Here is a 21,059-nt window from a genome sequence, read left to right on the forward strand (position 1 = left end):
CTCCTGACGGGGCGTTGCTTCGTTCGACGGCGGCAACCGTCAGTCCAGACGGATGCCTTCCAGGCTGGCTCCCTTGGCGAAGAACCGCTCGATGCGCCGCTCGACCTCCGGGTCGGGCACGAGCGGCGGCGCGTGATGCGGCTTCGCGCGGGCGTCGATGATCACGTTATCGCACGCCCAATGCTTGTGCTCAAAGCCGCTGTTCACGCCGTAGATATCGTGCGACGGATTGCTGCGGGTGAAGGTCACCCACAGGAAATTGGCGATCGACGCGCTGACGAACGAGCTGTTGTCGCACAGGACGATCATCGGGCACGACGGCATCGGCCCTCTCTCGGCGATCATCCGACACAGCCCGTCCAGCTCGCGCTCCGCACTCGCGTAATCGGCGAACGCCGGGCCCTCGATGGCGACAACGCCCGGCAAAATCATGCGGGCGCCCGCATAGCCGCGCAGCTCCTTCAGGTTAGACGGAACCTCCGTGCACAGCTCTCTTTTGCGCTCGCCGCATACGGCGAACACGACCTTGCTGCCGGTATTCAGGCCGGTGCCGGAATAATCGAGCGTATCGATCGTCGTCTTCGTATAAAAATGAATGTCCCGGCGCAGATCGATCCGCTCCAGCATGTAGGCCAAAAATTCCGCTTCGCGATGCGTGTCCAGCGGCTCGTCTTCCTCCGCCGCGATGAACAAATATTTGGCCAGGCTAAGCTGGCCCGTGCCGAGAATCCGGTTCGCCAGCGTCAGCAGCTCGGCAGGCTGCCTCACCGGCTGGTAAGGCGTATAGCGTTCGCTGCCGACGGCAAACAGGAGCGGATGCACGCCCGCCGCGTCGACGGCATGAACCTCCTTGACGCCGGGGATCTCCTGCTTGACCGCATCGCCCGTCAGCTCGTGAATAATTTCCCCGAAGGCGGTGTCCTCCTGGGGCGGACGGCCGACGACGGTAAACGGCCAGATGGCGTTCGGCTTCGCGTACACCTTGTGCACCCGCATCACCGGGAACGGGTGCGTCAGGCTGTAATAGCCGAGATGATCGCCGAACGGGCCTTCCGGCTTCGTCTCGCCCGGATAGATGTCCCCGGTAATGACGAAATCGGCATCGAGACTGATGCAGTAGCCGTCCGCGTACGTATAGCGGAAGCGGCGGCCGGCGAGCAGGCCGGCGAACGTCAGCTCGCTTAAGCCCTCCGGCAGCGGCATGACAGCCGCAAGCGTATGGGCCGGCGGGCCGCCGACGAAGATGCTCACCTTCAGCGGCTCCCCCCGCCTCGTCGCCTTGGCCTGATGAATGCCGATTCCGCGATGAATTTGATAATGAAGGCCGATTTCCCGATCCGGGACGTACTCGTTGCCGCTGAGCTGAATCCGGTACATCCCCAGGTTCGCCTTCATCAGGCCAGGCTTGTCCGGGTCCTCGGAATACACCTGGGGCAGCGTAATGAAGGCGCCGCCGTCGCCGGGCCAATGATGGATGTGCGGCAGATCGGAGATGGCGATCTCCTGAGCAAACGGCTGGCTCGGCGTCTCCTTGACGGGCAGCGCTTTCCACGCTGCCAGCGCGCTGCCGGCATGGGCCAGCGGATTTTTGAGCGCCTTCATCGGATCGCTGCGCAGGGCGATGACATCCCGCACCGCCTCCCACGTATGGCGGAACACAAATTTGCTGCGCTCCGTCGTGCCGAACAGATTGGAGACGGCGCGGAATTTCGAGCCCTTCACATTCTCGAACAGCAGGGCGGGACCGCCCGCCGCATGGACCTTCAAGTGGATGGCCGCCATCTCGAGAAAAGGGTCCACCTCTTCGCGCACGCGCACCAGCTGCCCGTGCTGCTCCAGATCCTGGATGCATTGTTCCAGATTGCGATACGTCATGTCACGACCCCTCGCTCTATTTATTCTGCGTTCCCATGCTCTCAGTCTACAACTTTGCGGCAGCTTGTACAAATGCCGGTTTCTTCTCCCTTGTAAGCAATGCCAGCAACGGGAAGAGGCAGCAGGAAGCCTCGCCCGCAACCGCTGCTTTCCTAGCGGCATGATCCTTCGTCGCTTACCGCGCCGGTCTCTATGAATTCGTACAAAAAGGATTCGCCGTTGCGGTAGAATCGCGGATCGAATACGCCCAGGCGCTCGCCGTCGCTGACGACGACGACGAACGGCGACCATTCGACAAGCGTTCGGGCCCGCGGATTGGCGGCGAACAGCGGCTCCAGATCGGCATCCTCCCGGGACGTCAATTGCGCGACCGGCTCGAACCCGCTCCAGACGGATGCGCGATTCAGCTCGACAAGGTCGCCTTGCTTGCCGACGACGGTGAACCGGCCCGGCACGAAATCGGCGGACAGCGCCACCTGATCGTAATCGGCCACAGCCTGCTTGTACAGCGCGTAGCCTTGCGCCGACTGAATGCCGACATGCAGCGCCATGATCAGCCAGGCGATCCGGAACGCCCGGTGAGGTGCAGCGCGAAACCGCGGGACGAGGCGGGAGGCGAGCAGAGCGGCCAGCATCGCCAGCCAAAACACGAGGTCGACGATCGGGATCGTGCCGAAGGTAATGCGCACAGAGGAGAGTGGCTCCAGATACCCTGTCCCCCAGGCGTTGAACAAGTCGCTTGTGTCGTGAATGAACACGGCCAGCGAAGCGATGCCGAACCAGAACAGGCCCGTTGTCTTCCATAGCCAGCGCGACAGGCCGGCCAGCAGAGCGCCCCAGAGCGGGACGAGCAGCACCGAATGCGTCAGCCCGCGATGCCACATCTGATAGCGACCTGCGCTGTCCCACCACGCCGAAATGACGTCGATATCGGGAATTTGCGAGCCGGCGACGGTCGCAAACAGCAGCGCCTGCTTTTCCTTGCGGGACATGCTTCGCTTGTCGACGGCTCCGTATAGGGAAAGGCCGAATAGCGTATGCGTGATCGTATCCATGATTTCCCTCACTGCTTCCGAAAATATTGAATGCGGTACATCCAGCTTCCTTATGTATATATGTCTCTTGGCTTACTCAATGGCAGGCAGCCGAATGAAGAATGTCGTCCCTTGGTCCGGTGTGCTGGACACCTGGATATCGCCGCCGTGATTTTGCACGATGTTCAAGCAGATCGCAAGCCCGAGCCCGGTTCCCTTCTCCTTCGTGCTGTAGAAGGGATCGAAAATTTTCTCCAGGCTCGCCGGCGGAATGCCCGGGCCCGTATCGGCGATTTCCACGACCCCCCAGCTGCCCGCTTGACCTTCCGCGGTCTCCCTTCCCGGCTGGCGGTACACCCGAATGGTTAACCGCCCGCTTTCCTCCATCGCTTCCAGCCCGTTCTTCATAATATTCAGCAGCACCTGAAGCATTTTGTCCCGGTCCATGCGGACCATCACGGACTCCTCGCACCGCGGCATCTCCATCACATGACCCGCTCTGATCGCTTCCGATTCCATCAAGTGGAACGCGCGCTCCGCGCAGGCCTCCAGCGCCTCTTCCGCCGCGTTGGGCTTGACCGGCTTGGAAAAGCTGAGAAATTCCACGGTCAGCTCATTCATCCGGTTAATTTCGTGCATGACCGTCGGATACCATCTGTCGAACTGCTTCGTTTCATGCGCGATTTGCAGGAAGCCTTTGACCGCGGTCAGCGGATTGCGGATTTCGTGAGCCATACCGGCCGCCATCTCCCCGATGACCTTCATCTTCTCCGTCCAAAGTGTACTCTCTTCCCTGCGCATCCAGTATTCTTCCTTCAGCCTCGTCAGCTTCTCCTCCGCTTTGCCGATCCAGGCCTCGGCATTGGCGCTCTCGTCGGGGTAGATGACGGACACGTATTTGAAAGTAAGTCCCGTCGCTTCCGGGAGCTCCCGCTCGAATATGCTGCGAAGCCGTTCATGCCATTCGTCGGATCGCTTCGCAGAAGTGACGACGCAAAACTTGTCCCCTTCGAATCGGGCGATGACCTCCGCCTCGGGAAAATGCAGGCGCAGCTGCTGGCCGGTCAATATGAACTTGTCGTTCACGCTCCGGTATCCGTGCCTGGCGTTGAGCAGCCGCACATCCTCGCAATCGGTCAGCAGCAGGCCCATCCGCCCCTCCGTCCGTTCGACGATGCGCTCGAGGTCGCTCCGCAGCTGCCGGTAATTGGCCAGGCCAGTGAGCGGGTCGGTGCCGGCGTCCTGCTCCAGCCGCTTGGTCGCCGTATTGGAACGCCATACGTACGATAACAGCGCATAACCGAGAATGCAAAACAAAAGGAGGATCAATAGATAGTACGGGAGAGTCTGACGCCAGGCGTCGGGATTCGCCATTCTCAAGATGAGCGCAGCTGCCGGAAGCGAGCCGGCCGTCATCAGCAGCCAGCGGTTCAGCGGACGGGCGGCCAGCTGGGCCAGCAGCCCGCTGGCGATCCCCGTCCCGAAGATGGCCAGCGTCTCGCCGGCGCCGGCGGAGGCTACTGTCCGGACCGCTCCCTGCAGGGCGGCCGAGGCAAGCGCAGGGACGGCTCCCGCGAATACCGCGGGAAGCATGACCATGGCCGGAGACAGATCGATGCGGATCGGACTACTCGGAAATAACGTCATGAGCAAACCGGCGGCCCCGAAGATCAATCCGTACACAACCCGCCGCCCCATCGGAGAATCGTCGTTTACCGCTTTGTTCTTGGAATAGATTCCGATGCAAAATACAGCTGCTGTCAAAAGACTGGCATTGGCGATAAGGTCGGGAAGCATCGATAACCTCCAGTTAAGACTTGTTCTTGGCATACTTTGCTACGACAGCAGTATTATGGAGGAGCCGGCGGAACAACTGTGGCCGAAGCTGCCGCCGGCTAGCCTCACCGTCAGCGCGGTTAATGGCGGGAATCCCCCGCGGCTTGCGCGTTCTGCCGCGCAAAGCAGTTACCCTCGGACATTTCCGCTTTGCCCTGCAGCGTGATGCAAGCTGCCGAACGCCGATGCGTTTATCAACTATTGCTGCCGTATTTTTCTAACTACCATTTTATAAGCTTTTTCGACAAAAGAAAACAGGGAATCCGCGCGTTCTGCCTGTCGGCATAGTCAGACCGATCGGCTACCATCCGGGCGGTTCGTAGCCGATCGGCTCTCCGGACGCGCCTGCGTACTTATGGTTGTGCACGTCTCTTTGCAGCGGGCTGTACAGCACGCCTTCCACATAAGCATGCCCCTGGTAATGGACTACAAAGGGATTCCCGTAGTTGCGATACACCGTGCCCGATACCGTATGGTAATGCGTGCCGTCCGGAAGCGGAATCGCCGGCCCGGTGAGCCCGTAGAACCGGTGCCGATGGTTTTCGTGAAAGGATGTCATCCCTTGGTATTGATGCCGGTGTCCGTCATGGCTTCCCCCCGTCTGAGGGAACGAGAAAATTTGGATCGTATGACGATGCCCCTTGTCCTCCGTCGTTCGGGCAAAAATAGGATGGGCATGCGGATTGTTCCTTAGGCCGTATTCCTTCACGGCATAAGCGGTACCGCCCGCCGATAACGCCGGGGATTGAAAAGGAACGAGCGCTCCCGGCGATTGCAGCGACGAAGCGCTGATGAGAACAGCGGTCGGCTGCGCGGGCGCCAAGCTGTCCGGCGCTCCTGCTGCCCCTGCGCCTGCCGCCCCCGGAAAACCGCCGCCGGGAGGGCTCCCGGTTCCGTAGCCGGACCCGACAGGCGTTGCTCCCGTTCCGTAGCCGGACCCGCCGGGCGCTGATCCCATCCCGTAGCCGAACCCGACAGGGATTGCTCCCGCTCCGTAGCCGGACCCGCCGGACGGAAGCGGACCGGTATAACCGGCCTGCACAGTAAAGGTAGAGCCGTCCCCGGCGGCGCCATGGATCGCCCATTCCGCATCATCTCCGCCGTAAGTGTAGGAATACGGGAAAGGAGCGCCCGGATCAGCCCCTCCTCCGAAAATAAAAGGTCCTTCGTCGCCGGGCTCCATCCCGAAGAACGTGACGGCCCGCCCGCCCTTCGGCTCGAGACGCCTGTGCCGAAAGCTGCGCAGACTTCGCCCCTCCAGGCTTCGCTCTCCCCTGACGCCCGGCATACGGGATCGATTTCCCATATCGCACCCTCCCGCCGCTATTTGCTGTCAGCATATGGGCGTTTTCCGCCGGACTCCCGGGCGAGCGCCCAACAGGGGCAGGCAGACAGGCCGTTTTTTTTAAATTCGCCAAGTTTCTTCGGGCGCGGCGAAAGCAAGCAGCGCGGCTTCGGCGCTCCATTCCTTTTTCAAGGAAAAATGCCCGCTCAAGCAGGAAAACTGACACCACCTGTCAAAAGGAATATGCATCCAAACGAAGGGAGCCCAAGCAGCAACATGAATCAGCAATCTCTTATGGATTACGGGCTGCAAAAGCCCGGCGCATCGTTAAAATATCCGTTCGGTCCGGAGACCCCCGTACTGTTTGTCGGCAGCAAAATGTTCGCGCTGTTCGGAAACGGGGGCCATCCACAAGTGCCCAGCGTCAATCTGAAGGCCGAGCCGGAGATCGCCTGGCTGCAGCGGCAGCAATACCCCGATGCCGTTCTTCCCGGGTATCATATGAACAAACGGCATTGGAATACCGTCCTGCTCAACGGCGTCGTCCCGGACGAGGAGCTCCTCAGGATGCTGGACGAATCGTACCTGCTGGTCAGACGCAATCTGCCGAAGCGGGAACGGGAAAGCCTGGACTCGCCGCCTTCCTTTCTTTGACAAACGGAAGGAAGCGTCGTATCATTAAGATGACTGGAGTTAGTTGTTCAACTAACTCACTATCATGCGAAGGAGGAGTTCTATGGCCAAACCAAATGTCGTCAGCAAGCAGGAGCTGTTGGCCGCGGCTCAGCATTGCCTCGCCGAGCACGGCATCGAAAAGACGACTTTAAAAGCGGTCGCCGAACAAGCAGGCGTCAGCCAAGGGACGGTCTTTTACCATTTTCGAACAAAAGAGCAATTGATGATCGAGCTTGTTCAAAGCCTGTGCGACGACTCGTGGCAATCGCTTCAGCAGGAGTGCGGCGGCAGCGTCGAGCAAGCGCTGCAGGCTGCCAAGGAAAGGTGCGGTTACGATTCCGCGTACCATCGCCTGTTCTTCCTGTCGCTTGCCGCCAGTCTTTCGCATCCGCCGAATCGCCATCGTCTGGGCGAGATGATTCGGCAGGAAAACCGCCATCTCGCAGGCATGCTGGAGAACCGCTGGACATCGTCCCCGATCGCCGGAATCTCGCTGGAGCATTGGGGCATTATGCTGAACGCGCTGATTGACGGCTTGGCCGTTCAGGCGTTGGTGGATGAACAGTTTCCGAAAGAAGCCGTGTTTGACGCCTTGCGGCGTCTGTTCGATTCGCTCGCGAACGGGAGGAACGGATAACATGACAAGCATACGAAAAGAAACGGCGCCGAAAGAGCTCTTTATATTATGGGGATTTCTGCTGTGGCTGGGAGCGACGATCATCTTCCACTTTTTCGGCGGCATGCTGATGAACGCGGGGCACCGGGTCGCTGTCGCTATCAGCTTTGTGGCCGCTGTCCCGGTCATCTTCGCTTGCACCGTGCCTATGTATGCCGCGTTCAAGGTTGCAGCCGCAGATCGGCTGCGGTGCGCGGCTTATATCGCCTTGCCCGGAATGCTGCTGGACATCGTCTCTTTGAGCTTTCATCGCACGGTATTTCCGACGATATCGCTGGACAGCGTCCCGACCCTGTCCGCCTGGCTGATGTGGGCGTACAGCCTCATCCTGCTTACAGGATTTCTTCGGAGAAAATAAAGCCCTGGCCGATGACGGCAACTGCGCAGGCCGGGCCGCCGCCGAACCGCCAAAGCCCGAATGCCGCTTGGACCGGATAACGCTGTCCGCTACTTGCGCGGCGAATGGTCGGGAGCGCACCAAGACGCGAAAAGCGCCTGCACTCTTGCAGGATGCCATTACCCTAAAGCGCCAGGCCCTTCTCTTACGAAAAAGATGTATTCCGGCGCATCTGTACCGCACGCGTCCCCCGCTGCGATGCCGAGCTTGCGCCACCCGCCGCGATGCCGGGCTTGCTCCGTCAGCCGGATACGGCGGCTCTAAGCGACCGGCTCCGTCCCGTCCGCATACTGCTCTCTAACCCGGCGCAGCGCCTCCGCCGGATCGCCTGTCGGCGCAAATTCCAGCCCGACGTATCCCCGAAAGCCTGAACGCTTGATCGTATCGAAGACGAAAGGGTAATGAATCTCGCCGCTGCCCGGCTCGCCGCGGCCGGGATGATCGGCAGCGTGAAAGTATCCGATCTGCGCCAGGTTAGCCTTGATGGTCGGGGTCAAATCGCCTTCGGTAATTTGCTGATGATATATATCGTAGAGCACCTTGACGTTCGGGCTGCCGACCCGCCCGATCAGCTCGAACGCTTCGGCGGCGGCGCTTAAAAAGTAACCGGGGTGGTCCACCTTCAGGTTGAGCGGCTCAACGAGCAGGGTGATTCCTTCGCGCTCGAGCATCGGCGCGCACATCTTAAGCCCATCGACCAGGCTTGCGCTCTGCAACTCCCGCGGCACGTCCCGGCGCTCGTTGCCGGTCTGGGTAATGAGATAGCGGCAGCCTAACCGCTTGGCGATCTCGATGCTTTCGCGCAAGCCGCGGGCATAAGCTTCGCGGTAGGCCGGATCGAGCAAAGTGATCATTTTCGTGCAAAACGAGCCGATCTCGAGACGGTGCCGCCTGGCGGACCGCTCCAGCGCGTCGATATCCCGATTCGTCCAGTTCCAGAACTCGAAGGCGCGGTAACCGGTATCCCGCACCGTGCCCAGCATCGCATCTATATCGTAACCGCTTCCACGAAAGACGAGATCAATGCATACGGACAAAATCATGCCCCGCCACCTCCCTGTATTCCCTAAAAAGGGTATAAGCCTCCGATCGTCGCCGCACGCCTGATGATCCGGCTTCTGACGGCGGTACCGATATTTGTGCCCCATCATCAGCCATCCGGCATCGGCAAACCTATCATACAGGTGCTTCTCGCCGGTTGTCAACAAAGAAAGGCCCCGGCATGACGATTAAGCCGGGGCCTCCTGGCGGGCGATTAAGGCGATCAGTCCTCCAGGTTGTCCTGGTCTGTCAGCACCAGCGGGCCGTCCTTGGTGACCGCCACCGTATGCTCATACTGCGCCGACAGCTTGCCGTCGGCCGTGCGCGCGGTCCAGCCGTCCCGATCAATGGTCATCCGGTACGTCCCTTGATTGAGCATCGGCTCGATGGTGAACACCATCCCTTCCTTGAGCCGGTAGCCCTTGCCCGGCGTGCCGACATGCATGTAGTTCGGCTCCTCGTGAAGCTGCCGGCCGACGCCGTGTCCGAGCAAATCCCGCACAACCGAGTAGCCGTTGCTTTCCGCATGGCTCTGTACCGCATGCATCACATCCCCGAGCCGATTGCCGGGCACAGCCAATGCAATGCCGAGCTCTAACGCTTCCCGCGTGACGCGCATCAGCCTCTCCGCCTCGGGAGAAACCTCGCCAACGGCATAGCACCAAGCCGAATCGCCGACCCAGCCGTCGAGCTGGGCGACGATGTCGATTTTGACGATGTCGCCGTTCTTCAGCGGCTCTTTCGAAGGGAAGCCGTGAGCAATCACGTCGTTGACGGAAGCGCAGGTCGCATATTTATACCCCTTATAGCCCTTCGTATACGGCTTCGCCCCCCGCTCCAGCAAAAATGCTTCCACCATGCATTCGATATCCCATGTCGATACGCCAGGTCTGATCATCTTCGCCACCTCCCGGTGGCAGGCGGCGACGATCCGGCCAGCCCTGCGCATATACCCGATCTCTTCCGGCGTCTTAAGCGTAACCATGTACTTTCCCCCTATCATCTTGACAATTTGACGGTAATCCGCAGGCCACAATTTCAACGCTGCAGCTGACGAGCGCTGACGAAGAAGCGTCTGTCATCGGCGGGGCTTATCTTGATAATTCGGCGATACCCACACGCTGAATTTTCAATACCGCAGGTGACGGCCGATGACGAAGGAAGCGCTTGTCATAGACGGCTTATCTTCTTGACTCAAGCCTAGTCCACTCATCAGCATGTCGGCCACGTAAGCGGCGTCGTAGCCTTGGCCGCGGCGGCCGGCATACAGGCCGTAGATGCCGACGAGCGAGCCGAGCATCGCGTCCGCCGCCTTCTTCGCGGGCTCCTTCGCAAGCCCGGTGGCGCGCAGGCACTCCGCCACAGGCGCGCGAAGCTGCGCCTCAAACCGCGCTCCGGCTTCCCCGGCCAGCGCCGGCTCATAGCCGGCGAAGCGCTCCAGCGCCGCCTTGTACAGCATGTATGCGGCCGGGATGCCGCTCCACAGCTCCGGCAAGCCGAGGCAGTACAGCCGCAGCCGTTCCGACGCCGGCATGTTCCCGCCGGAGAATTGGCTGGCGGTAAAAGCTTCGGCCGCCTGCAAGCCTTTATCCAGCACGTCGTGCATCAACTGCTGCTTATTATTGTAGTAATGGTACACGGTGCCGTAGCCGAGACCCGCTTCCTGTGCCACATCGCGAATATCGAAATGCAGCCCTTTCCGGAGAAAGAGCCGTTCCGCGGCTTCGATAATTTGCCCGATCCGCTTCGCTCGGAGCGCCTCGAACTGCTCCTTCGTTCTTGGGCACATGTACGCCGACCTCCTGTTTTATTTTTGACATACATTTTTGTCAATATTAGAATCATACCTCAACTTCGCTCGATTCACAAGCGTTCTTGGCCAAGCGGACAAAAAAAGAACCTGCCCTAGAAGGCAAGGTTCTCTCATTGCGTTATTCTTTGACGGTCACGACAATGGTCGTGCTTTTTTTGGCGTAGGTCACCTTCACGGTGGTGCGGCCTTTGCCGGTCGCCTTGATGATGCCGTCCTTCACATCGGCGACGCGAATATTGGAAGCTTTCCAGAGGGCGGGCACCGTCACGTCTTCATCGGTTCCGTCCATGAAGGTTGCGGTCGCCTTCACCTGCAGCGTCTGGCCTTTCTTTAGTTCAACCGCGACTTCGTTCGTTTTCAAATATTTCAGCTTGTCGACTTCCACCGGAACGGTTACCTTTTTGCCGCCGAAGGAAGCGGTGATGTTCGCTTTGCCGGCGTCGATCGTCGTCACCAGCCCGTCCGTAACGTCCGCAATCTTGTAATTGCTGGATTTCCACTCCGCCTCGTTCGTCACATCTTTCTCGCTTCCGTCGGATAGCTTAGCGGTCAGCGTAAGCTGCACGCTTTTGCCGCGCTTGGTGGAAATATATTTTTGATCCACGTTAATGGACTGCACAACGCCGATCTCTACCGCGATCGACACCGATTTGCCGCCGTATTTGGCAGTTATCACCGTCTTCCCGCGGGATACCGGCGTTACCACTCCCTTGTCTACAGTGGCAACTTGAGGGTTGCTGGATGTCCATTCGGCGTCCTGGCTCACATTGCTGCTGGCGCCGGTGGAATCGACTGCCGTCAGCGCGATCGCTCTCGTCTCCCCGAGATCGAATGCGAGGAAGGCGGGGCTTGCGCTCAGCTTGTCGGCCATGTCCACCTTGACGACGATAGAGGCCGTTCTGCCTCCGAATTCGGCGGCAATCTTCGTCTCGCCCATCGCCATGGCGGTAATTTTTCCGTCCTCGACGGCAGCTACCTTAACGTCCTCGCTCGTCCACACCGCTTCGGTCGTTACGTCCTTGGTCGTACCGTCCGTGTATTGAGCTGTCAGCACGACGTTGTGCACATCGTTCTTGTTCATAATCAGCGTCGTTTTATCCGCCGTCAAGCTCTTCAGCACGCCGACGGATACTTGAACCGTCGCCGTCCGCGTCCCGTATTTCGCCGTAATCGTCGTTGCGCCTGTACCGACGCCGGTAACGTATCCGCGCACGACCTCGGCCACTTCTTTATTGGCGGTCGTCCATTCGGCTTTGTCCGTGATGTCCTCCTGATTGCCGTCGCGATATACCGCCTGCAGCTTCAACTGCTCGGACGAGCCGATCTGGAAGTTGACCCTGGCGCTGCTCACAACGAGCATGGTCGGAAGATCGACGGCTACCGTACCGGTTACGGTCTTCCCTCCGTAGCTTGCCGAAAGCTTCGCTTCCCCGCTCTTGTATGCCGACACTTTGCCGCCGACGACATACGCAACGGCGCTGTTGTCCGTCGTCCAGACTGCCTGGGCGGTCACATCCTCCTCCGAACCGTCGGCATATGTCGCAACCAGCGTCACCTGCTTCGTTTCACCGGTTTTCATGGAGACAAAATCCTCGCTCAGCTCCAGGCGGCGGGGCACGTCGACATCGACGAACGCCGATACCGTCTTGTTGCCGTACTTTGCCGTCACCGTCGCTTCGCCGGTTGCGTTGCCGCTGATTTTGCCGCCGATGACATAGACGATGCCCGGGTCGCTCGACGTCCATTCCGCTCTCGCCGTAATGTCCTCGGTGCTGCCGTCGGCGTATGTCGCCGTCAGCTTCAGCTGTTCCGTCCCGCCTTTTTTGATGAACAGGCTTTCCTGATCGAGAGCGATCTTGATGGCATGATCCACATCGACTTTGATCGTAGCCGACTTCGTGCCGTAGCTGGCCTTAATCGTCGTCAAGCCGGGACCGTAGCCCGTAATCTTCCCTTTGATCACGTCGGCCACCGCCTCGTCCTCAGAGGACCAATCCGCTCGTTCCGTCACATCCTCGACGGTTCCGTCCGGATATGTCGCAAGCAGCTTGACCGTCTGCGAATCCCCCTGCAGCAAGGACAGCTGCGTCTGCTCGGGATCGACCCGCTTGACGATCTCGACATTCACCGGAATCGTTACGCGCTGATTGTTGAAGCTGGCCGAAATGGTCGTGCTGCCCGAGCTGTGGCCCGTCACCAGGCCGTTAACGACCGTCGCCACGCTGCCATTCTCGATATTCCAATCGGCCTTCGCCGTTACATCCTCTGTGCTGCCGTCGTCATAGTATGCGGTAAGCTTGACTTGCTCCGACTGGCCTTGGCGCAGATCGATGAGCTGCTTGTCCTTGATCAGGGAGCGAACCCGCTTCGTTACCGTGACATTGACGATCACGGTCTTGCCCATATAGGTAGCCGTAATGACGGCTTTGCCTTCTTTTTTGGCCGAGATGGACCCGGCATATACGGTTGCAACCTCCGCATCGCCCGTGCTCCATTCCGTCTTGACCGTTACGTTCTCCGTCGCTCCGCTTACGTATACAGCCGTAGCGGTCAATGATGCCGTACCGCCGACCTCCAGCGAAACCTCGTTTTTGTTCAGCACCAGATTGGATATTTGCTCCTGAGCGGCGAGCGCCGTGCCGCCGAAACCGCTTGTCGCCAACGCAAGCACAAGCACCAATACCAGCCATCTCATCATTCGATGCCGCAATGTATCCTTCTCTCCTTCCCTTGGTCCGCATAATCTAAACTGAACCATACCTGATTTATATCGGCAATGATTGACATTTTTTTTAGATCAGGGTGAGAGAAAAATGAAGCGGTCAGGCTCATCCCGCCCGGAGTTGCCTTCATTATTGGCCCAAGGGGGAAACTCGCTTAAAATGGGGGATATGCGACAAACGCTCGGCCGGCGCACTGAAGGGAATGACGGCGGCTTTTTCCGGGATGTCGATTCTGGAAATGTGTATACCCTCCAGGCAATCGCTGCACCACAGCAGCAAAAAGCCTATCCTTCTCTCGGCATCTCCCACAAATTGATGGCCGATCTTGCCGCTCCCGCAGCGCGGACAGCGCAGCTCGTCAGGAGCCGCCGCTTTTACGATTGCGGCCAGCCTTAACCACTCCTTAAACAATGGATTGACCGTAGACTTCGCCTCCCTTGCTTTGCTGCCTTTCATGATGCCATATTGTCAGGCTGCCTTCAATCCGCGCGGTCGGCTACTTCATCTTGGCCTGGACGATGAGACGATGGGTCGCGTTAATGACCGGATCGCAGGTGATCAAGGTGAGCAGCTTGTCGCTGCCGTTGTGACCGAGCACCGATACATCGTCCGGCTTGACGATCCGCTGCCTGGTGACGGTGTAGACGTATGTTTGGCCTGCCGTGCGGATAACGATCTCGTCGCCTTCCTTCACTTCGTCGAGCCGATTGAACAGCCTTCCTTTCGTCCGCGCCCGATGAGCGGCAATCGCCGCATTGCCGACCTCGCCGAGCGGAGCCGTCTCCGTCATGTGCGCAGCGGCACGGGCCATATTGGCCTCCGTGGCTCCTTCCAATACCGGAAGCTTGACGCCGATCGAAGCGATCTCGATCGTGGCGATCGCCCGCTGCCGGATTTTATCGTCTATGGAAGCGGTGGCGGAAGGGGCCTCGCTCGCTGCGTCGGCAGGCGCCGGCGCTTCCTCCTGCGCTCTTTCGCTCTCCTCGCCGAGCAGGCGGGAGACGCGCATATAGCCGTCGACAAGTCCCGGGCCGGCGGCAGGTGTTAACGAGAGCGCCGCTTCCTGGCGCTCTGCTTCCTGCAGCAGCGCCTCAGTCTCCCTGTCCGCCTTCCATTCCATCAGCCATGGCGAAGCCATGACCGCTATGCCGAGCGCGATCAACGAACAAGAAAGAAACCGAACTCGCATCATGCTCCCCCTTCACTTTGCCAAGCGCTCAAAAGTTAAAACAGCTCCCCCTGCCCTGCTTCCAGGACAAGGGGAGCCGTGACGCCAATCGGCTCTTATTGTTTCGTCATCCGTTTGCGGCCGATCCATACGCCGAGAGCAATCAGCGAAAGACCTGCCAAATAATACGGATAACGGCTTGCTTCGCCGGTTTTCGGAAGCGTCGGCACCGGCTGCTGCGGAACCGGGCTTGGCGCTGCCGGCGTTTCCGGTACCGGATTCGGATCGCCGCCGCCGCGCGGCACATCCTCATCCACGATATCGACGGTCGACGTTCCCGGACCTTCGGTCGAAGGCGTCGGAGGCGTCGGCCCGCCCAACGGGACATCTTCATCCGGCACATCCACTTCGCCGCCGGGCGGCGTTCCCGGATTCGCCGGAGCTTCAGGCTGTCCTGGATTCGGAGTGCCCGGCGCTGCCGGAGTATCGGAACCCGGCGGAGTGCCCGGATCGCGCGGATCGTTGGGACCACTCGGATCGCCGGGATCATCGGAATCGTCCGAATCGTCATCCGGGTCCGATGGGCTGCCTGGGTTGCCCGGGTTACCTGGGTTGCCCGGGTTGCCAGGCTCGCCGGGACCGGCCGGATCTTCCTTCGCATTCGTTACAACGATCGCCACGACATTGCCGCCATTTAATGTATCGGCATTGACCGTAACGTCGTACTTCGTCTGCACTGCGACATAACCTTGCGGTGCGAGCAGCTCCTCCAGCACGTAGTCGCCGTAAGGCAGATTGCCGAACAGCAGCCTGCCGTCCTCGCCTGTCGTCAGCTCGATCGCGGCCCGCTGTCCCGCCTTGTCGGAAAGCTTGAACCGCGCTCCCGCCAACGGCTTCGCCGGATCGTCTTCGTCCACCTTCGTCACTTCGATGCCGCCGGTCGGTTCGTTCGGCTCGCCGGGCTTTCTCGCGTTCCTGACGACGATGGTCACAACGCGGGTATCCGCATCGACCTTCACGTCATACTTCGTTTGCTCCGCAACATAACCTTCCGGAGCGATCAGCTCCTCCAGCACATACTCGCCGTAAGGCAACTGGTCGAACAGCAGCTTGCCGTCCTCGCCTGTCGTTTTTTCGATGGCGTCCCGCTTGCCCGCTTTGTCGGAAAGCTTGAACCGCGCTCCCGCCAGCAGCTTTGCCGGATCGTCCTTGTCTACCTTCGTCACCTCCAGGCTGCCTTTCGGATCAACCGGATGGCCGGGGTCGACAGGCGTATCCTTGACGTTGGCGACGGTAATCTTCTTCACGCCGCCTTCGCTCTTAATGCTGGAGTTGATCGTAATCTCCTGCTTCGCTTCTACGATCTTATATCCTTCGGGCGCGGCCAGTTCCTCCAAAATATAGTCGTCATACAGCAGCTTCGCAAACAAAATCTTGCCGTTCTCGTCGGTCGTTTTGACGATTGGCGGACGCTTTTCCTTTTTGTCGTACAGTACAAATTTTGCTCCCGCCAGCGGCTTCGCCGGATCGTCCTTGTCAACCTTCGTAACTTCCAGACTGCCTGTTTCGCCGCTGCCTGAACCGGAACCGTAGGAAACGCGGACAATGATTGACTCCGTCGTTTCCCTCGTTTCGGTCGTCAAATTTTCGCCTTCGAGCTTGACTTTATTTTTCACCTCGGCTTTATCCTCTGCCTGGATAAAAGACTGATACTCCAAAATATATGCCGAGGAAATATCTTTCAGGAAAAGCAGCTCGAACGATTCCCGGTCTCCGCTTCTCGTGATGGTTAACGTATAGTCCGTGCCTTTGACCAGCTCATTGGTCTCATCTTTGATCGCATTGCCGCTGTTATCGATCCTGGTGGCATAGAGACGGAACGAATCCTCGATCAGAATCTGGTTCGCGCTCGGCTCGTCGATCATTTTGGCTTTCCAAATATGCGACTGGCCTTCGTTGATGCGAATGGTCCAATCGATTTTATTGCCGTTCTGCTTACCGCTTTTCTTCACATACTCGCCGCCATGAGGAATGGTTACTGAGCCTTTCCATGCCGCAACTTTCTTGCTGCCATCCCACAGCTCCGCAGTATTGGCAATATGTTTCTCAATCACCGCGCCCTGCAGCGATGTTTTAAACTCAATCCAGTAAGCCGCCGCCATCGGATTCTTAAATTGCACAGACAGCTCGTTTCCGTTCGCGGCCGACGGTACGGTGACCTCGTACTGGTCTGCCGGCACTTCCGCGCCCTTCTTGACTCCATTCCAGCCGCCTGTCAGCTCCATCTCGTATACTTTCAGCGAATTCGGCACGAGCGTCTGACCTTGCTTCAGAACGTCCGTCACTTTCGCTTCGTTCAGCGCAGCAAGATTGTAGTTCAGCTTGATGTTCCACGCGATCTCTTTGCTGACCGGATAGTAAGTGCCGTCTTTTCCGCCGTTATTCTTCGTATAATCATCCGGCCTAAAGTTCGCATAACGGTCTATCGGCCCTTTATTCTGGCCGCTCTCGACCCAGGTCATGACAGCTTTATTTAAGAAATAATCGCCCTTTAACCAATCTAACCAATCGATGTTGAACTTCGTTGCATACTCGACGACATACTCCGTGCTGATCGTTGTGAAAAACTCGATGACGAAGCCATCGCGCCCCTTATCGGTGACTTGATAGTCGCTCTTGGGCACTTCATTCCCGTTTGTTGTTACGACGACCGAATCCGGAATGAATTCAAGACCGCCGTACGGGAACGTATCGGTGATGACGACGTTGTCCATGCTGTACTTGCCGTAATCCGGCCTTTTATCGCCGTTGATCGTAATGCGCCACTTGGCTGTTTTGGCAGCGTAATTGACGCTTGTGTTCTGTTTGCTCAATGCACGGCTGGTGTACTCCGGAGTCTTGACTTCATGTGACGAATCTCCCGAGACGACTTTGTTCGTTACCGGCTGCCTGTCGCCGCCCGTCCGATCGACCGGCTTCGTTATATAGACGATGGTGTACGGCGAATTGATGTCGTTATGAAATTGTAACGTAAACCCGTGCGCTTCTGTGATGAGAGTGTACTCGGAGCTGTCAAGCTCATCTTCCGGCTTCGTCGAATTCCCGTTGTACACTTTGAGCGAACCGGCAACAAGCGTATGATTGTCGCTGAATTTGTCCGTAATGACCGCTTTACTTTTCTCCACGTTCGCTTCATTAAAATTGTACTTCACGGTCCATGTCGCAACACCGGTAGACCAGTCCAGGATGCACGATTTACTCAAAAACTTGCCGCGGTCTACCGTAACCGTCGCGGTCGCTTCCGCATCTGCCCTGTCGTCGCCAGACAATATCGCCGTATTTTTAAAGGTCAGCTTCTCGGCCGAATGATTGCCGGTCAGCTTCGTCGAGAAGCGAATTTCGTAGGCTTTGCTGATGGTCTCGTCATTGAACGCAAGCTCCAGCTTGGCGCCGCCGTTTGTTTCAAGCGAATACTTGCCGGCATCTGCCTTGTCGCCTGTCTTGGTCGAGCCGTCGCCGTTTACCTGCAAGTGATAAACCTCAACGGAGTCTGCGATTAGCTCCAATCCGCCAGGGATCGCATCGGCAACGACCGCATTCTTGATTTTGTCCAGCGTCGTATTGATCTTGACCGTCCAATGGATCAGGTCTTTGCCAACCGCGTAGCCTTGCTTTTCGATCAGCTTTCCGCCCTTCGGCTTCAGATGGACGATCACGGTCTGCTCGCCGCTTCTTACGGGAATGGATATGACGATTTCTGTGCTGCCTTTAACGATCTCCTCTTTGAACTCCGTCCAAATTTCCAGCTTGCCGCTGACGTTGGAATGGTTCTCGACGTAGTCATTGAAGGTCATGACAACTTTCCCGTTCCGATCGACCGTAAACCGGCCAACGTCTCCCTGGTCGGCTGCGAGCGGCTCGTCAATGTCCGTAAAAATAGCAAACTGCGCCGGCAGCTGGAACGTAAATGTGCTTTCATTCTTGTAGTCGTGTCCGTTCGGAAGCGCCCATTCGTAGCTGAGCTTGACCGCTTCGCCAATGTTCAAGGCATTGTCCGGGTTGTATACCGCGTCGATCACGGTACCGTCCTTATCGGTCAATACGACTTTCGTTAAAATGCTGTCCGGATTAGCAACCGGCGCTGCGGGTGCCGGGCCATAAACGGCATTCGATACGCTCCCGTACACGGATGCCTGAACGCTGGCATCGCTCATCCAAGCAGACGTGCCGAATATCGTTTGAAACAGAAGCAGCAGCGCCACTACGATTCCGCCTAGTTTTTTCTTCATGTTCTCTCCTTCGGCCTTTCCATCAACCTAAAATATTCGGTTTCGACTTTTGTGATCATAAACGTGAGCAAACGGGCAACACACCCATTACATCAGACTTTTACCGCAAACAAAATGCATGCCGATAAGGAATAATCCGTCCATCACCTCCGATATCTTTGCAGCGCGGCACAGAAGAGCGATTGGCTTAACAGAATCAAACTTTTTTGCAGTATACTCCCCAGATCTCAACAATTTCTCTACAACCTAAAAAAGCCTTGGACATCCGTCCAAAGCTTGACATTCACATATGTTATTGTATTAATAATGCTTTGCGGCAAAATAGCGGGAGGCGTCTTTGATCATTCCAGCAGCTGCCCCGTTGCCCTGCCAGCCCGCATCGACCGTCGTGTCAATGGTCACCCATTGCCCGCCGATGTAAACCTCGTTCCAGGAATGATACACCGAGACGTAATCCGAATTCCCCATGACGAGCTTGGCCGGAATGCCGACGCTTCTGAGCATGGAAGCGAATAACGAAGCGTAATCGTAGCATATCCCTTGCTGCCTTGCGATCGTGCGGTCGATATCCGGAACATAATCGGTCAAATCGCCGGCTGCGAGAGCCTCGTCATATCGAATCGTTCCGACGATATAATCGTAAATAGCCCGTACTTTCTCTGCATCGGATTGCGACGATCGGGTCAGCTCCTTCGCCAGTTGAACAGCCTGACTCGTCTCGCTCCAGCGAATATTTTGCACAGAGCCCAAAAAAACTGCGTTGCCATTGGCCAGTTGAAGCGGAACCATCGCTTCTCGAACAATCTTATATTTAGTGCCGCCAACTTGCTCCAGCACGGAAATCGTATAATCGCCGTTGCCCATCTGCAGCGGGAACGCTTCCTCCAGCTTGTCCGGCGAAAGCGTGTAAGTGTACTTTCCCTGCTCTTTCGCAATCATGAGCTTTGTCTTGACGCCAGGCGTCACGTCATGCCGGATGACGATCACACCGCGATCCAGCTGTTCCAAACTCAGCCATTCGCCAGACTGTACGGCTTGTACGACCGGCGCACACACCAACAACGCGAAAAGTGCCACAATAAAGAACACTGTTTTGCGCATGCTGAGAACCCCTTTCGGCGGCCAGGCTGCCATTGACGTCTCGTCAAGAAGGCCCTATAGCTTTGCGTCCTTGCCTTTCGACAAGTTTGCTATTATCGTATGAGAGTTTCACAGATTTGGTTTGTACATTTGTTCGAGAAAAACAAAAAAAAGCCAAAATCGTTCGGTAGCTGGCTGCCATTTGACGACTAGTCAAGAAGGCCCTGTAGCTTTGCGTCCTTGCCTTTCGACAAGTTTGCCATTATCGTGACAAGCTTTTTCCTGCGATAATCATATCAAATGTCTCGATTTCTAGCAAGAGAAAAATCTTCGTTCCTCGAAAGCGCTGGAAAAAGAGCATTCAATTGGCCGCCTGGCTGCCGCCGCGCTCCTCCGCGTAGCGGTTCTTGCGGCACGAGCCGGGCATGCTCGGGCGCCCAGCGGGGCGGTCCGTATTTGCGCAAATATCCGAGCCGGTTCACGTATTCGTCAAGCGGAGCCTCGTTGTGCAGGCTTTCCAGCAGCCGCCAGCACGCATGCACATCGTTCAGCGCCCGGTGCGCCCCTTCGAAGGACGCGCCGTATCGCTCGCAGAGCGCCGACAGCGTGTACGGATAATGAGACCGGTCGCGGGCGACGGTGAGCGTATCGATGAACGGATTAGTGAACGAGCGGCCGGCCAGCCGCTGCAGCGTATAGTGCAGGAAGGCCAGATCGAAGGCCGCATTATGCGCAACGATCAGGTTATTGCCGATGAACCGGTTCAAAATTTTGAACGCCGTCACCTCATCCATCCCATGCTCCAAATCGTCGTCCGTCAGGCCGGTAATTTCGGTAATTTTCCGCGGCAGCGGCTTGTCGTACGGAATGACGGTCCGAAACTCGCTGGCGATGCGGCCGTCCATGACGCGAATAGCCGCCATCTCGATGACGCGGTCGTTACGCGGATCAAGCCCTGACGTCTCGAAATCGAGCACTGTAATGCTTCTCAGCATAGCGTCCGCCTCCTCTTTGAATGTATGGTAACCCTTTCCTATCCTTATTCACTTCTCCTTCGCTGCCCATTTTCCCTTCTATTCTAACCATCTATTTCTAACGCTAGCGACGAACGCTATTTTGCTGAGTCGTACCCTCTTTAAAATGTAGCGCAGGCCGGGAAGCGCTATT

General features: G+C 57.8%; 16 protein-coding genes and 2 riboswitches. Of the genes, 3 read left to right on the plus strand and 13 right to left on the minus strand.

Annotated elements, in window-relative coordinates:
* Positions 1–39 precede the first annotated feature (39 nt).
* The 4 genes from F591_RS0107070 to F591_RS29465 form a co-directional block, all read right to left on the minus strand.
* The gene (locus tag F591_RS0107070; RefSeq protein WP_019533893.1) at positions 40–1,875 is read right to left on the minus strand and encodes a UbiD family decarboxylase; all 1,836 of its coding nucleotides are present in this window, start codon (positions 1,873–1,875) and stop codon (positions 40–42) included.
* 152 nt (positions 1,876–2,027) lie between these two features.
* Complete coding sequence (locus F591_RS0107075; protein ID WP_019533894.1) at positions 2,028–2,930, minus strand: metal-dependent hydrolase; 903 nt, start codon at positions 2,928–2,930, stop codon at positions 2,028–2,030.
* A 72-nt stretch (positions 2,931–3,002) separates the two neighbouring features.
* Positions 3,003–4,706 (minus strand): ATP-binding protein, encoded by a 1,704-nt coding sequence (locus F591_RS27540; protein ID WP_019533895.1) that lies wholly within the window; start codon positions 4,704–4,706, stop codon positions 3,003–3,005.
* Positions 4,707–5,046: 340 nt separating this feature from the next.
* A complete protein-coding gene (locus F591_RS29465; protein WP_156829480.1) occupies positions 5,047–6,051 on the minus strand; it encodes a YmaF family protein in 1,005 nt (334 codons plus the stop codon).
* Between the two features lie 255 nt (positions 6,052–6,306).
* On the opposite strand from F591_RS29465, the gene F591_RS0107095 reads away from it, so the two are divergent.
* The 3 genes from F591_RS0107095 (at position 6,307) to F591_RS0107105 (ending at position 7,739) form a co-directional block, all read left to right on the plus strand.
* Positions 6,307–6,684: an MmcQ/YjbR family DNA-binding protein gene (locus F591_RS0107095; protein ID WP_019533898.1), complete on the plus strand. Its 378-nt coding sequence runs from the start codon at positions 6,307–6,309 to the stop codon at positions 6,682–6,684.
* A gap of 82 nt (positions 6,685–6,766) precedes the next feature.
* Complete coding sequence (locus F591_RS0107100; RefSeq protein WP_019533899.1) at positions 6,767–7,342, plus strand: TetR/AcrR family transcriptional regulator; 576 nt, start codon at positions 6,767–6,769, stop codon at positions 7,340–7,342.
* 1 nt (position 7,343) lies between these two features.
* Positions 7,344–7,739 carry a DUF5367 family protein gene (locus tag F591_RS0107105; protein ID WP_019533900.1) on the plus strand — a complete coding sequence of 132 codons (396 nt, stop codon included), beginning with the start codon at positions 7,344–7,346 and terminating at the stop codon, positions 7,737–7,739.
* 299 nt (positions 7,740–8,038) lie between these two features.
* Here the strand turns inward: F591_RS0107105 and F591_RS0107110 are convergent, their stop codons facing one another.
* From F591_RS0107110 to F591_RS0107150, 9 genes are all read right to left on the minus strand, one after another.
* Positions 8,039–8,821, minus strand: a complete 783-nt coding sequence (locus tag F591_RS0107110) for a hydroxypyruvate isomerase family protein (protein ID WP_019533901.1) — start codon at positions 8,819–8,821, stop codon at positions 8,039–8,041.
* A 221-nt stretch (positions 8,822–9,042) separates the two neighbouring features.
* A complete protein-coding gene (gene map / locus F591_RS0107115; RefSeq protein ID WP_019533902.1) occupies positions 9,043–9,804 on the minus strand; it encodes a type I methionyl aminopeptidase in 762 nt (253 codons plus the stop codon).
* Positions 9,805–9,948: 144 nt separating this feature from the next.
* The gene (locus F591_RS27545; RefSeq protein WP_019533903.1) at positions 9,949–10,608 is read right to left on the minus strand and encodes a TetR/AcrR family transcriptional regulator; all 660 of its coding nucleotides are present in this window, start codon (positions 10,606–10,608) and stop codon (positions 9,949–9,951) included.
* 142 nt (positions 10,609–10,750) lie between these two features.
* On the minus strand, positions 10,751–13,330 hold the full coding sequence (locus F591_RS0107125; protein ID WP_020700408.1) for an Ig-like domain-containing protein: 2,580 nt from the start codon (positions 13,328–13,330) through the stop codon (positions 10,751–10,753).
* Between the two features lie 154 nt (positions 13,331–13,484).
* A complete protein-coding gene (locus F591_RS27550; RefSeq protein WP_051109133.1) occupies positions 13,485–13,811 on the minus strand; it encodes a hypothetical protein in 327 nt (108 codons plus the stop codon).
* Between the two features lie 40 nt (positions 13,812–13,851).
* Positions 13,852–14,547, minus strand: coding sequence for a class D sortase (locus F591_RS0107135; protein ID WP_026326427.1), 696 nt, complete (start codon positions 14,545–14,547; stop codon positions 13,852–13,854).
* 92 nt (positions 14,548–14,639) lie between these two features.
* Entirely contained in the window at positions 14,640–18,812 is a 4,173-nt protein-coding gene (locus F591_RS27555; protein ID WP_020700409.1) for an LPXTG cell wall anchor domain-containing protein, read from the minus strand.
* Between the two features lie 300 nt (positions 18,813–19,112).
* On the minus strand, positions 19,113–19,913 hold the full coding sequence (locus F591_RS0107145) for a transglutaminase-like domain-containing protein (RefSeq protein WP_019533906.1): 801 nt from the start codon (positions 19,911–19,913) through the stop codon (positions 19,113–19,115).
* Between the two features lie 13 nt (positions 19,914–19,926).
* Positions 19,927–20,014, minus strand: a riboswitch (cyclic di-GMP riboswitch).
* Positions 20,015–20,075: 61 nt separating this feature from the next.
* A riboswitch (cyclic di-GMP riboswitch) is annotated at positions 20,076–20,163 on the minus strand.
* 25 nt (positions 20,164–20,188) lie between these two features.
* Entirely contained in the window at positions 20,189–20,887 is a 699-nt protein-coding gene (locus tag F591_RS0107150; protein ID WP_019533907.1) for a 3'-5' exonuclease, read from the minus strand.
* Between the last annotated feature and the right edge of the window lie 172 nt (positions 20,888–21,059).

Source organism: Paenibacillus ginsengihumi DSM 21568, from assembly GCF_000380965.1.
GTDB classification, from domain to species: domain Bacteria; phylum Bacillota; class Bacilli; order Paenibacillales; family NBRC-103111; genus Paenibacillus_G; species Paenibacillus_G ginsengihumi.

Coding starts and splice junctions, on each gene's coding strand:
- F591_RS0107100 (WP_019533899.1), top strand. CDS start 6,767: ATGGCCAAACCAAATGTCGTCAGCAAGCAGGAGCTGTTGGCCGCGGCT.
- F591_RS0107105 (WP_019533900.1), top strand. CDS start 7,344: ATGACAAGCATACGAAAAGAAACGGCGCCGAAAGAGCTCTTTATATTA.
- F591_RS0107150 (WP_019533907.1), bottom strand. CDS start 20,887: ATGCTGAGAAGCATTACAGTGCTCGATTTCGAGACGTCAGGGCTTGAT.
- F591_RS27540 (WP_019533895.1), bottom strand. CDS start 4,706: ATGCTTCCCGACCTTATCGCCAATGCCAGTCTTTTGACAGCAGCTGTA.
- F591_RS0107125 (WP_020700408.1), bottom strand. CDS start 13,330: ATGATGAGATGGCTGGTATTGGTGCTTGTGCTTGCGTTGGCGACAAGC.
- F591_RS0107110 (WP_019533901.1), bottom strand. CDS start 8,821: ATGATTTTGTCCGTATGCATTGATCTCGTCTTTCGTGGAAGCGGTTAC.
- F591_RS27550 (WP_051109133.1), bottom strand. CDS start 13,811: ATGAAAGGCAGCAAAGCAAGGGAGGCGAAGTCTACGGTCAATCCATTG.
- F591_RS27555 (WP_020700409.1), bottom strand. CDS start 18,812: ATGAAGAAAAAACTAGGCGGAATCGTAGTGGCGCTGCTGCTTCTGTTT.
- F591_RS0107070 (WP_019533893.1), bottom strand. CDS start 1,875: ATGACGTATCGCAATCTGGAACAATGCATCCAGGATCTGGAGCAGCAC.
- F591_RS29465 (WP_156829480.1), bottom strand. CDS start 6,051: ATGGGAAATCGATCCCGTATGCCGGGCGTCAGGGGAGAGCGAAGCCTG.
- F591_RS0107145 (WP_019533906.1), bottom strand. CDS start 19,913: ATGCGCAAAACAGTGTTCTTTATTGTGGCACTTTTCGCGTTGTTGGTG.
- F591_RS0107095 (WP_019533898.1), top strand. CDS start 6,307: ATGAATCAGCAATCTCTTATGGATTACGGGCTGCAAAAGCCCGGCGCA.
- F591_RS0107075 (WP_019533894.1), bottom strand. CDS start 2,930: ATGGATACGATCACGCATACGCTATTCGGCCTTTCCCTATACGGAGCC.
- F591_RS27545 (WP_019533903.1), bottom strand. CDS start 10,608: ATGTGCCCAAGAACGAAGGAGCAGTTCGAGGCGCTCCGAGCGAAGCGG.
- map (WP_019533902.1), bottom strand. CDS start 9,804: ATGGTTACGCTTAAGACGCCGGAAGAGATCGGGTATATGCGCAGGGCT.
- F591_RS0107135 (WP_026326427.1), bottom strand. CDS start 14,547: ATGATGCGAGTTCGGTTTCTTTCTTGTTCGTTGATCGCGCTCGGCATA.